The organism is Pseudoalteromonas sp. NS-SX12 (assembly GCF_057367955.1).
The window spans coordinates 589,328-602,084 of the sequence record NZ_CM170635.1 but is presented as its reverse complement, the minus strand read 5'-3'; the positions used below and the strand labels follow the sequence as shown (position 1 = coordinate 602,084).

At 41.8% G+C, this 12,757-nt stretch carries 9 protein-coding genes; 8 read left to right on the top strand and 1 reads right to left on the bottom strand.

All coding sequences use genetic code 11. The features are described from left to right. Window positions 1–28: 28 nt before the first annotated feature. The 3 genes from AC2IOM_RS16830 to AC2IOM_RS16820 all read left to right on the top strand — a co-directional run bounded on the left by AC2IOM_RS16830 (window position 29) and on the right by AC2IOM_RS16820 (window position 3,730). Window positions 29–1,042, top strand: coding sequence for a tetratricopeptide repeat protein (locus tag AC2IOM_RS16830; RefSeq protein ID WP_486360525.1), 1,014 nt, complete (start codon window positions 29–31; stop codon window positions 1,040–1,042). A gap of 206 nt (window positions 1,043–1,248) precedes the next feature. Next, the gene (locus AC2IOM_RS16825; protein WP_486360524.1) at window positions 1,249–3,366 is read left to right on the top strand and encodes a methyl-accepting chemotaxis protein; all 2,118 of its coding nucleotides are present in this window, start codon (window positions 1,249–1,251) and stop codon (window positions 3,364–3,366) included. A 187-nt stretch (window positions 3,367–3,553) separates the two neighbouring features. Then, window positions 3,554–3,730, top strand: coding sequence for a hypothetical protein (locus AC2IOM_RS16820; protein ID WP_157813591.1), 177 nt, complete (start codon window positions 3,554–3,556; stop codon window positions 3,728–3,730). Between the two features lie 68 nt (window positions 3,731–3,798). On the opposite strand, the gene AC2IOM_RS16815 is transcribed toward AC2IOM_RS16820, so the two are convergent. Beyond that, window positions 3,799–4,992, bottom strand: a complete 1,194-nt coding sequence (locus AC2IOM_RS16815; protein ID WP_486360523.1) for an ROK family transcriptional regulator — start codon at window positions 4,990–4,992, stop codon at window positions 3,799–3,801. Between the two features lie 177 nt (window positions 4,993–5,169). Here AC2IOM_RS16815 and AC2IOM_RS16810 point away from each other — a divergent pair, with 177 nt between their 5' ends. The 5 genes from AC2IOM_RS16810 (at window position 5,170) to AC2IOM_RS16790 (ending at window position 12,600) form a co-directional block, all read left to right on the top strand. Beyond that, the gene (locus AC2IOM_RS16810; RefSeq protein ID WP_486360522.1) at window positions 5,170–6,264 is read left to right on the top strand and encodes a substrate-binding domain-containing protein; all 1,095 of its coding nucleotides are present in this window, start codon (window positions 5,170–5,172) and stop codon (window positions 6,262–6,264) included. Window positions 6,265–6,273: 9 nt separating this feature from the next. After that, window positions 6,274–7,266: an ABC transporter permease gene (locus AC2IOM_RS16805; protein ID WP_486360521.1), complete on the top strand. Its 993-nt coding sequence runs from the start codon at window positions 6,274–6,276 to the stop codon at window positions 7,264–7,266. After that, entirely contained in the window at window positions 7,259–8,056 is a 798-nt protein-coding gene (locus AC2IOM_RS16800; protein ID WP_486360520.1) for an ATP-binding cassette domain-containing protein, read from the top strand. The genes AC2IOM_RS16805 and AC2IOM_RS16800 overlap by 8 nt, the downstream gene beginning before the upstream one ends. Window positions 8,057–8,180: 124 nt before the next feature. After that, entirely contained in the window at window positions 8,181–9,779 is a 1,599-nt protein-coding gene (locus AC2IOM_RS16795) for a glycoside hydrolase family 3 protein (RefSeq protein WP_486360519.1), read from the top strand. 235 nt (window positions 9,780–10,014) lie between these two features. After that, complete coding sequence (locus tag AC2IOM_RS16790; protein WP_486360518.1) at window positions 10,015–12,600, top strand: TonB-dependent receptor; 2,586 nt, start codon at window positions 10,015–10,017, stop codon at window positions 12,598–12,600. The last annotated feature ends 157 nt before the right edge of the window (window positions 12,601–12,757 follow it).

Below are 12,757 nucleotides of genomic sequence, written 5' to 3'. Positions count from 1 at the left end.
TTTTTGTGGTACCTGATGGGGTTTAATTGTGCGCTTTATTTATTTGCTGATAATTACATTTTCAACGTTATTGAGTGCAGATCCCATTGATGAACAGCTGCAAGAAGCCAAGGATTATTTAACAGTTAAACCCTCAAAAAGTTATGAAATTCTAACTAACTTGCAGCAAAATACTGGGTTAACAACGCAACAACAAATTGACTTAAATATACTGATAGCGCGAGCTGCATTGCCGTTAGATAAGTTAGACGAGCTTTATTTGGCTGTTGAAGGCTTGTTTGAACATCATAACCATCCGTATTTTACTGAGAATATCACGACAGTAACAAGTGCACTGGGCATTTGGCTGCGAAAAAATAATTATTTGGAAGATGCTCAGTTGAGCTTTGAATGTTCCTATCAGCATGCTAAAAATGATCGATTAAAGTTAATATTAAACAACAGCTTGGCGTTGGTAGTTCGCCAGGTTAATAATTTGGAACGCGCTAAATCCCTGTTTGAATACTCGTTTAAGCTAGCGAAGGCAAGTCGCAACGTAAATATGATGGGGATGACAAGCCACAATCTAGGTTTAATAGCGTTAGAGCAGGGGCAAATTAGTGTTGCAGAGCAGCGCTTTAGAGACGCACTTGAATACTTTACCTCAATCAATAAACGCGCGGGTAATATTAACACTGGCACGTATCTGCTACTGACGTTTGTAATTCAAGAGCAGCTCACTAATTTTCAACGTTTGTATGCGCCTATTTCAAGAAAAGCACAGGCATTTCCAAACGAACGGTCACACGCGTTACTCACTTGGGTTCACGCTCGTTATTTAGATTTAAAAGAGCAAAAACCATCAGCAGCCGAGCGCACTCAATTATTACAAGAGTTTGCTTATATAGTGGACTATCGCGAGCAAGTGGTTGTTGAAAAATACCTTGCTCAGCCGATGGGGATTTTACTCGCACTAGAAGCGCCAAAAGTGCAATCATCGCGTTTTGATGCCCCTTGGTTTGCTTACGTAAAAAGTTGTGACTTTAGTCAGAAAACAAGCTAAAAGCAGCAGCTAGCAAGGCATATTAAACACGTCAAAAACATTTGGCTGAACCGTATTTTTGTTATTTAACATCGCATTAGTTAATTGCAGTAACTTTGCCGTTGGTTCACTTGCTCAAATACTCGCCACTTAGCGCAAAAAAATTCTTATTTCTCTGATGTTTGACTATATTTAATTGAGTACAAAAACAAAGAGTCGCTACATCTATGCATCACCTCTCAATCAAAACAAAACTAATAGCGTTTATCTCAATAACCTTGGCTTTACTGGTTATTACTTTGGTTGCTATTAGTTGGTCTCAATTAAACACTAATAATGATACGCAAAGCGCTAAAGTACAGGACGTATTGCTTGCAGAAATAAACGATAAATTAATGGCCAAAACGCAATTTTATGCCACGGAGATTGCGGGCTACATCAATACAGAATATAAAATTCCATTAACTTTGTCGGGTGGCTTGGCCAATACTTCAGAAAGTTCTCCGTTATCACGTGATAGTGTTTATCAAATGACACGCGGTGCCCTTGCTAAAAACCCTGATATTTCGTCCATTTATGCGCAATTTGAAGCAAATGGCTACGACCAACGCGATAGTGAATTTACCACTGGATTTACACACTCGGTGCCAGGAGCCGGTACGCTCGAAATTTACATTACACGTGAAAACGATGGCAGCTTATTACAACATCAAGTTGAAGATGCTGCTGAAAAATACTTACATGCAAAAAATGAGTTCGGTTTTCGAGAAAGTGAATGGTACTTGTGTGCCATGGATACGCGTAAGCCTTGTATTATGGAACCGTATCTCTATGAAATTGAGCCCGGCAAATCTGAATTGATGACGTCACTAACAGTGCCAATCATCCGCAATAACAAGTTTATTGGTTTGGTAGGCAGTGATATTAATTTACCTAAATTCCAATCACTTACTGAGAGCATTTCGCAAAGCCTATACAATGGGCAAGCTAAAGTGACTATTTTAAGTGATATTGGTTTAGTTGTTGGCTCAAGTCATTATAAAAAGCTGGCGCGCCCGTTAAGCGAGTCACTTACCAATGGTGATGCGACAAACATTATGGCAATACGCAAGCGCCAAGATAATATTGAAATTGGAGAGAATTTGGTTTTTTCTATGCCAATCAATATTAAAGCGGCTAATACTACTTGGAGCTTAATTTTAGAATTACCTAAAAATGTCGCATTGGCAAACGCGGTAGCACTTGCACAAAGCCAAGCTAAAGCAACCGCGTCAGTAGGCCGTACCATGATGTTTATTGGTGTTTTGGTATCGGTAATTGCAATTGCGATTTCAATCGTCATTTTACGCACTATTATCCAGCCAATTACCGATATAAAACAGCGCATCGAAAACTTAGCCAGCAGTGAAGGGGATTTAACCGTGAACTTAACGGTTACGCAACACGAAGAACTCATTTCACTGGCGGCTGGTTTTAATATGTTTACGCAAAAGCTGCGTACTATGGTTGATGGCTTAAAAGAGTTGGCGGATAACTCGTTTAGTCAATCCGCAAACACTTCACAGGCTGCGCAGGAAATAAAAGCCAAAGTAAATATGCAACATATGGAAATTGACAGTGTTGTTACGGCGATTAATGAATTAAGTGCGACCGCCAGTGAAGTCGCTCGCTCATCAGAAAATGCTGCGATGACCACAAACAATACCAACTTAAAGGTAAAAGAGAGCGAACAGGGTATTGTGGCAGCATCTCACTCGGTTGAAACCATGACCGAATATGTAAGTAGTGCAAAAGAATCAATTGTTGCCGTTGCTCAGCGCAGTAATGATATTACGCATATTCTTGATGTGATCCGCTCGATTGCAGAACAAACTAACTTGCTAGCATTAAATGCGGCAATTGAAGCAGCGCGTGCAGGTGAACAAGGGCGAGGTTTTGCGGTTGTTGCTGATGAGGTTCGCTCGCTCGCATCGAAAACACAAGAATCAACCAATGAAATTAGCCAATTGATCGATAACCTGCAAAGTGAGGTTGGCACATCTGAATCAATTATCGAAAAATCAGTATCGCAAGCTAGCGATGCGATGGCGCACTGTGCTAAAGCCGCGTCGCAAATGGGAGAAATGGTTGATGAGCTGGCCCTTATCTCAAATGAGGTAACGCAAATCGCTACAGCCGCGGAAGAGCAAAGTGCAGTAACCGAAGATTTAAGTGCCAATATGACAGGTATTTCAGATGCCGCAGCGGAACTGTCACAGCTGGCCGATACCGTTGAACAAGCGGCGCAACAACTAACACATCTAGTTGAAGAGAAACACAAGCAACTTGGACAATTAAAAACCTAACACGCTTTGGTGTTTGAGTGAAAAGGCGCAAGTAACTAGATTTGCGCCTTTTTTATTTTTAACTCTGTTCAACGCTTTATCCTCTGCTTTTACCAAATATCACTTAAATTTACCGCTAAACACAAAGCCAACTTTCAGTTCGTGGATCTGCCTATACTAAACCCATCAACAGAACAGGATTAAGACCATGACAACAGCAGATAACACAACATTCGATTTTGACGTTTCACACCTGGTAGAGGGCGGTATCGCAATTTTTGCATTAGGCGCAACCATTGGCACATTAGTGGGTGCAGGTATGGCAAGTGCAGTAGTTATCGGCTCAGTTGCAGCATTAGCGACATACTTAATTCGTCATAAATAACATTTATAATTTTACAGTTACAGTATCTCAACCATAAAAGCACTTGCCTTCAACCAGCAAGTGTTTTTTTATGCGTCTAATGCGTAAATAAGTGCCTGCAAAGGCGTTGCTTGTAGCGCGGTTGGGCAGTAAAGAATATGATGGTTCTCAAAGCCTAATGCCGCATAAAGTGGTAACGTAGCAATACCCTTTTGCGTGATTTGGCTAACTTCTGGGGTTTTAATTAAGCGGATAACTTGACGCTCGCCATATTGTGCGATGCTTGGAATGTAAGGGCGAAGCTGCTTGATTAAGGTATCGAGTAACCATTCGTTTATATCGCCGCCTAAAATAATCGTTTGGCTATTAAAAATAGATTCTATTGTATGAATCGCGATGCGCATTGGTTCTTCCGCACGATTAACCCAACTTTCAAGAAGCTTATTATCGGCAGTTAAATTCGCTAAAAAATCATCGTGCTTTTGATTATCAATATTGAGCGCCGCTTTTAATGAATTAAGCGATGAAAAGTCGTTTAAACGGCCCAGTTCGCCAGTATCGTTATCCGTTTCGGGAGTAACAAATATATCGCCTAACGCACCTGTTAGGCCGTTTTGACCTAGCAAAATGTCGCGGTTATAAACAACGGATGATTCAACTCGATTACCTATATGTACATAAACAAAACTTTGCAGCGTTTGAGCTTCACCAAACAGCATTTGGTAAGCGGCACACGCGGATGCGGTGCTTTCTAACGCAACAGGTAAGTTTAGGCTTTCGGCAAGGGCGACTTGGGTTTCTTTTGCTACTTTGTGCGCATCTAAAGCAAAGTTATTGCTATCTTGCATGGCAAGACCTACGGCAAGCACCTTGCTGCTATCGATATTTTCAATATTAACTAAGGTGTTTACTAAATAAGTGGCTTTACTCACCAGCTCATCATGTGAAAATAGCGTAGTTAAGCTATTGATGCAGTCACCATTGAGTTTAAACATACCCACAAACAACTCATTTTCCATAATGCGAATGGCAATCGAATACGCCGCTTTCTCATTAAAACAGAGCATTTTTGAGGGTTTACCGGCACCTTCGGCTTTTTTTATGCCAACTTCAGACACCAGATCATGCTCCAATAAGGTTTCAACCATATTGGTAATTGTTTGTTTGGTCAGATTAGTATTTCGAGCGATCTCAACGCGGGAGATTGGACCCAAAGCAACAATTTGGGACAGGGCTAAGCGTAAATTAAGCGCTTTATTTTGCTTTGCGTTTGATCCTTTCAAAAGAAATGTCCTGCTTTTATCCCAAAATTCAGAAGTTTAAACGATGATATATTGAGTAATGATGGATGTGCAATTATTAACTGGTATTTTTCGCCAGAATTAATTAGTCAAAACATTTGACATAATTGACCATTTGCATAAATATAACACAATCCATTGTATAAAAAGAAATCAAAAATGAAAGAGCAAGGACAGCCAATTTGGCGAAATATTAGGAAATTAAAAAAACTAATCCCAATAACCGCGGGATTACTCATCTCTTTCGCCATGCCAACTCACGCCGATGAACAAAATATCGATTGGCAACAGGCAAAACAAGCAAAATCAATTACGATAAGCAAAGAACAAGCCCAAAAGATTAAACAAAAATCGCTTACAGCAGCTATGGCTTGGCATGGTGCAAGCCCTTGGATAAGCGCAGTATCTCGCGGTGCGAGCGATACTTTTGAAGCGCTTGGCATTAAAGTGGTTGCCAGTACTGATGCACAGTTTGATCCGGCCAAGCAAGTTGCTGATCTTGAAAATATCACCGCATTAAAACCTAACATTTTGTTATCACTCAGTGTTGATGGCACAAGCACTAAGCAAAGTTACCAAAAAGCCATCAATGCAGGTGCAGAGTTAGTACTGTTAAGCAACCCAATACCAGGCTTTCGCCATGGCAAAGAGTATGTTGGCATTGTAACTGACGATATGTTCGGAATGGGCAAAGCTGCAGCAACAAGTATTCAACAAGCATTTGGTGAGAACGCCAAAATAGGCATGATTTTTCACGATGCAAAGTACTTTATTACCAATAATCGCGATAGCGCATTTCGTAAACAAGTTTCCACCTTGGCGGGTCATAAAATTGTTGTCGAAAAAGGCTTTGTTAAAGAGCATGAAACAAGTGCAATCGCCGCGGCAATGATTTTGCAACATCCTGATCTGGATGTGATTTATGTATCTTGGGATGCCGCAGCAGAAGGTGTTATTGAGGCACTGCGTTCATTTGGTAATCGCGATATTAAAGTAGTAACACACGACCTTGGCGTTAATAATTTGCTCGATATGGCGATGCAGCGCAACATGCTCGCAACCATATCCGATAGGCCTTATGTTATTGGCGCGACGATGGCTAAGTTAGGTGCATTAGCAACATTAGATCTACCTGCACCGCACTTTACTTTGGTGCCATATGATGCTGTTACGAAAGACAATATTGCTGATATTTGGCAACAAGCATTTAAAGCGCCATTGCCTAAAATGCTTGACCTTGCACTAAAACAATAAGGAAAAATAATGAGTGCCAGTGACTTAACTACCATAGAGACAAAATCGCGCATTGCCGAATTTGTCGCTAAATACGCCTTTAAGCGTGAACTATTTATTTACTATATTTTCGTCGCTGTGTTATTGCTTTTTGCCGTTGTACTGCATGACACCGCATTTTTTAGTTTGACTAATTTTATGAATATTATTCGTCAAACAGCGCCTATTACCGTGATGGCTGTTGGCTTAACATTTGCGCTCGCTGTGGGTCATATAGATTTATCTATTGGCGCCGTGGTGGCATTATCAGCCTTAGTCGGTGCGGTTTTGTTGCAGTATACCGGGATACCATTGGCGGTACTTGGCGCTCTGTGCGTAGGCTTGTTTGTCGGTTTAATAAATGGCTTTTTAATTGAGCGATTACAGGTTTCTTCGTTATTAATCACACTTGGCACAATGGGTGTTATCACAGGGCTTGCGCGTCAGTTCACTAATTTAGAATCGGTACCCATTATTAATAGTTGCTTCACCGGATTTTTTGGCGCAGGCGAATTATTTGGCATTCCATCGTTATTAGTATGGACGGTTGTTATTGCTGCGATTGGCTATGTGGCATTAACCAAACTGGCCTTTGGCAGACACCTTTTGGCGGTTGGTGGCAGCCCTAAAGCGGCGCTTGCTATGGGGATTAAGGTAACGCGCATTCGTATTTATGCCTTAGTCATTTCATCTATGGCAGCAGCGCTCGCAGGGCTTTTATATGCGGGCCGTTTACATGGCGCGCGCTATACATTAGGCGAGGCAGATTTGCTTACCGTGATTGCTGCAGTTGCCATTGGTGGTACGAGTTTATTTGGCGGGCGTGCGTGTATTATTGGTGCGGTGCTTGGTTCATGGTTAATGGGCTTAATTAATAACGGTTTGATTTTATCTGGCTTTTCGACCAATGAACAAATGATAGCTCGAGGCCTAATATTAATTGTTGCCGTAGCAATTGGTGTTAAGGAGATTAAAAATGGTTAGAACAGCATTAGATCAAGTTGCACTGGAATTAAAAGACATTAAAAAGAGCTTTGGTGCGGTAACTGCGTTAAAAAATGTCAGCTTTAAAATCAACAAAGGTGAAGTGGTGGGTTTGTTAGGTGATAACGGCGCGGGTAAATCAACATTGGTGCGCTGCATATCAGGCATTCATGCGCCCGACAGCGGCAGTATTTTGGTGAATGATAAAACCGTAAACATAACCAACCCAGAGCAAGCGCGTGATGCGGGAATTGAAACGGTGTTTCAAGACCTCGCCATGGTGCCAGAGTTTAATATTGCCGATAACCTATTCTTGAACCGTGAAATAAAGCATAAAAACCCGCTATTACGTGCGCTTGGTTGGCTTGATAAAAAAGCCATGGAAAAGCGCGCCAAAAAAGCGATTAATCGCTTAAACAGTCGTATTCCGAGCTTTCAGGCGCAAATTCAATCACTTTCTGGGGGGCAACGACAAGCGGTTGCTATTGCCAGAGCGGTAAATTGGGGCGCGGACATTGTGATTATGGATGAACCGACTGCGGCCCTAGGTGTTGAGCAAAGTGCTCAGGTAAATGAATTAATAAATGTGATTAGCTCGCAAGGGGTGGCAGTGCTTCTGATCAGCCACAATATGCAGCATGTGATTGATACTTGCGATAGGGCAGTAGTGCTATATCAAGGACAATCTGTTGCCGATGTATCTGTTTCTGATGTTACGAAAGAAGACTTAGTCAGTTTAATCACGGGCGCAAAAACAGCACTCGACGTTACTACGTCCAAGGTTGCTTAACGGATTTTGGCTTTTGCGCGATTGCTAGCGCTAAGCCAAATAGCAAAAGTTTCACTTAACCAATGTTTTTACTTTTATGTTAATTCATAAAAGCGGTCTCTTGCGGCCTAAATTTGGAGAAATCATGAATAATAACAGTAAAGTAACTCAGTTAATTAGCACTATGACGTTAGCTGAAAAAGTTGGGCAGCTCTTTGTATTGGCATTTGCTGGGCCCGATATTGATTATGCGAAACAGTTGGTGAAATCACATCATGTGGGTGGTTTTTATATTACCGATGACAACGCTGCCACACCTAAAGATGCGAAAACATTAGCTGACGAACTGCAACACCAAGCCCAGTTACGTGCGTGCGATGCCCCCTTATTGCTGTGTGTTGACCAAGAAGGCTCGTGGGGGATTTTAGCCAAGCACACCGATTTAGGGCCGGGAAATTTGGCTCTTGGCAAAGCCAATAAAGCAGAGCTAACTGAGCAAATGTATCAGGTATATGCTGAGCAAATGCATGAAATTGGTTACAACACACTGCTATCGCCTTGCTCTGACGTTAACACCAATCCAAATAACCCGATTATTGGTTTGCGTTCATTTGGAGAAACACCTAAGCAGGTCGCAACGCATGTTGCTGCAGCAGTTAGGGGTATTAAACGCGGCGGCAATTTGGCAACGGCAAAACACTTTCCAGGTCATGGCGACACGCATAGTGATTCCCATCAATGTTTGCCAACCGTCGACAAAACGTTGAGCGAACTGCAACAGGGTGATTTGTTACCGTTTCAAGCGGCAATTGATGCCGGTGTATCGATGATTATGACAAGTCATATTTGCTTCCCACAGCTTGACGATACTTACCCTGCAACATTGTCATCAAAAATCTTAACCAATTTGCTACAGCAACAAATGGGCTTTAATGGACTGATCATAACCGACAGTATGAATATGTGGGCAATGCGTAAAAACTACCAACCTGCTGAAGCTGCGATTTTAGCGTTAAAAGCAGGTGCGCATTTAGTGATGCTAAGCGAAGAGCACTATGAAAACAGTGCAACTGATTATAAAGCGCTGCAACTTGCTACGTTAAATGGGGTGATCCACGCAGTTGAATCAGGGCAACTTGATGAAGCCGTGATAAACGAACGGTTACACCATGTGTTGTCGTTTAAATATGACAAGCTCAATGTTGTAAAAACGCCGGTGCACTTAACTGCAGACGATATTGAAGCGTTAATTGAAACGGCGGTTAGTAGTAGCGTTTCGGTGTTGCGTAATGAGGTGGGGAATTGGCCACTTACTGGTCGTGAGTTTACTCTCACCTTTGCCGCGCATCCGAAAAAATATGACAGCTTAGTAAATAGTCGAGGTATTGGGCCAAACGATCCCCGATCTGCAAAAGATACAATTATTCAGGGCCTACAACAGCGCACAAGTAAAGTTAACTTATTACCTTTTGATGAGATTTTAACGTTGCTTGAAGGTAGTGATGAGACAATTTCAACACCGCTTGTAATTGTTACCGAAGATTATCCGCTGCCCGGAGAAAGCTTTGATGTAGCGGAGCAAAAGCAATTAGTACAACGCGCGCTAAAACGCTTTGGCAAGCAAGTAGTGGTGATTGCTATGCGCTCAGATTACGAACTAACGGACTATACAGAATTGGCGACTTACATTTGTGCATACTCAAGTCGTGTTTGTGCCGCAAAATACATTGCGTCACTTTTATAGAAATTAAACAAAAAGAATGAGAATTGCTTGACAATTAGTCAAAATGATTTAATAAATAATTAATCAAAATAATTTACTAATACAAATAAACTAAAGTGGCAATTGCATGCGTCTGGGGAGAAGGCAGTGCTTTGACGGAGCGAGTTGACTGAGAATGCAAAGATATTTCAGTTGGTTAGCGGCAGTGAGACCACATAACATTTGAAAACTTATAAATAATAATAAGGACAACAAGATGAAGACTAACCAACCTGTTGCGGTAACACTAAAAGCAACGCGCCTGTCATTGTGTATTGGTGCCGCGCTTTGTGCCATGACCTTTAATTTGTCAGCGCAAGAAAGCAAACAACTGGCTGAAAATGACAATATTGAGACCATTGAAGTGCGTGGTATTCGCAGAAGTTTAACCAAAGCACTCAATACAAAGCGCTTTGCCAATGCTGTTGTCGACTCAATTTCAGCTGAAGATATTGGTAAGTTTCCCGATAAAAACATCGGTGATGCACTACAACGTATTCCTGGTGTGACAGTTGTTAGAACATTTGGTGAAGTGAACGGAGTAACCATTCGTGGTACGGCACCTGAGCACAGTATGGTGCTATTAAACGGTCAAAATGTAGCAAGCGTTGGTTGGTTTGACTTGGGCGGTATGAACCGCAGCTTTAACTTTGAAATGTTAGCGTCGGAGCAGATTGCTGGCATGGATGTGTATAAATCCGTTGAATCTAATATTAATGAAGGCGCGATGGGCGGTACGGTTAATCTTAAAACCCGTAAACCGCTCGATATGGATGCTGGGACCGTATTTGCGTCGGTTGAAGGCATGTATCACAATAATGCTGAAGACTGGTCGCCTGCGTATTCAGCGTTAGGCAGTTGGAAGAATGACAGCGAAACGTTTGGTGTGTTACTCGCGTATTCCAATGAAGAGTCAAAGGTATACCGCGAAACCTTGTCGAATTTTGGCCCCGCTGGAAACGCCACGTTTACTGATTCTAATGGCGTAGAGCGTAGCTCTTATGGCGCTATGTCATCTATTTTATTCGATGAAGATCGCGAGCGTGCAAGCTCTCAACTGACATTGCAATACGCGCCAAGCGATAATTTATCGTTTAACTTAAATTATAATTTATTTGAATTGAAGAACGATCACGTCAATTCAGCGATGTTTGCCATTGTTGGTTTTGGCCAAATGCAAGGTGATTCGGTAGTTGAAAATGCAAACGGCATCGTTACTCAAGCAACATCGCTTGCATCAGGTGCTGGACTTGCGCCACTTTTTAACAATGCGGTATTGCGTAAACCTGATATGCAAACAGATGCGCTTAACTTTACCGTTGAATATGAGGCAGATACATGGTCTGCTGATTTTGTAATTGGTAAATCGGATGCCAAAGGTGAAACGTTGCAGTCGAGTACGTGGTGGGGGGATATCACCAACACCGAAAATTCAAGTTTTAGCTTTGATGTCGCTGGTCCACTGGAACTTATCCCAACGAATCCAGCCTATCTTGATTCACACAGTAACTTTGATTTATTTCAAGAGTTTACTTATATCAATTACATTCGTGAAAACGAAATTGATTACGCCCAGGCTGATTTTACTTTCTTGCTAGAGAGCGACTTAGTAACGTCAATTCAAGCGGGTTTAAAATATCAACAACAAGCGTTTTCATCACAAGGTAATTACCAAGATCTTGACCTTGCAGCGGCAATGGCTGAGGGTCTTTCGTTAGCTGATTTTAATGGCGGTTTTGTATCTGGCCTACACTCAGCAGAAGGGCGTGCGGGAAGTATGTCGTCATTTCCAGTAGCGAGTCGCGATATTTGGCGTTATGCCGAGGCAAATAAACCAAGTAGCATTTCTGTACGTGACGCGTTTTCAATAGAAGAAGACATTACCGCGGCCTATGTTAAAGCTAATTTTTCAGGTGAAGGCTTTCGCGGTAACGTAGGCTTGCGTATCGTCGATACTGATATTCTTTCAGTTGGCGAAATTAACGGTGTAGCGGGTGAAGTTGAAAAGTCTTATACCAATTACTTGCCAAGTGTGAATGTGGCAATGGACCTATCAGATGATCTTATTTTCCGTGTTGCAGCAGGCTCGACGGTGTCGCGTCCTGACTATGACGATATGAAAGTAGCAGACATTATCTCTGAAAGTTTTCAAACAGCTAATGTAGGCAGTCCTGAATTAAATCCATACAAATCAGATCAATACGATATGGGTTTAGAGTATTATTTTAATCCGTCATCGATTGTTGGTGCGACTTTCTTTATAAAAAATATTAGTGATTACATAGAGCAAACCACAGCAAAAGAGAACTATGCTGGGTGTGGTCCGGAGTGTTTAGTGACACGTTCTCGTAACGTGGGCACCGCTGATGTGCAAGGTATTGAATTACAATACCAACACGACTTTGGTAACGGTTTTGGTGCTCAGTTTAATTACACGTATACCGACAGTGCACGTACTAACTCAGCCGGTGAAGAAGTACCAATTGAAGAAGTGTCTAAAAACTCATTTAACTTATCAGGTTACTTTGAAAACGAAATGTTTAGTGTACGTTTAGCTTATAACTACCGTGATGACTGGGTCCGTCAGTACAATGGTAGTAGCTTAGACAGCTTAAATGATGCGTATGATCAGTTAGATGCATCGGTTATTTGGCATGTTACAGAAAATGTAGATATGTCATTTGAAGCGGTGAATTTGCTCAACGAAGCATTGGTATTGCGTCAACCTAAAGCGGGCAATATTGTTCACAGTGTGGATGAATTCGGTACCCGTTACTTTGTTGGCGCCAGCATTCGCTTTTAAATAAAAGGTTTGAGGCTAATGTGCCTCAAACCGCTATATTCCTAGTTGTTGAATGCAAAAGTATTACCAATACCACATCAGCAACGTTTATCTGTCTAACACAGATGGGCCGAATTATGTTGTTTAGATTAGTGGCTCGTGTTCCCCTAAGGCAAGC

Coding starts and splice junctions, on each gene's coding strand:
- AC2IOM_RS16820 (WP_157813591.1), top strand. CDS start 3,554: ATGACAACAGCAGATAACACAACATTCGATTTTGACGTTTCACACCTG.
- AC2IOM_RS16800 (WP_486360520.1), top strand. CDS start 7,259: ATGGTTAGAACAGCATTAGATCAAGTTGCACTGGAATTAAAAGACATT.
- AC2IOM_RS16790 (WP_486360518.1), top strand. CDS start 10,015: ATGAAGACTAACCAACCTGTTGCGGTAACACTAAAAGCAACGCGCCTG.
- AC2IOM_RS16825 (WP_486360524.1), top strand. CDS start 1,249: ATGCATCACCTCTCAATCAAAACAAAACTAATAGCGTTTATCTCAATA.
- AC2IOM_RS16810 (WP_486360522.1), top strand. CDS start 5,170: ATGAAAGAGCAAGGACAGCCAATTTGGCGAAATATTAGGAAATTAAAA.
- AC2IOM_RS16795 (WP_486360519.1), top strand. CDS start 8,181: ATGAATAATAACAGTAAAGTAACTCAGTTAATTAGCACTATGACGTTA.
- AC2IOM_RS16805 (WP_486360521.1), top strand. CDS start 6,274: ATGAGTGCCAGTGACTTAACTACCATAGAGACAAAATCGCGCATTGCC.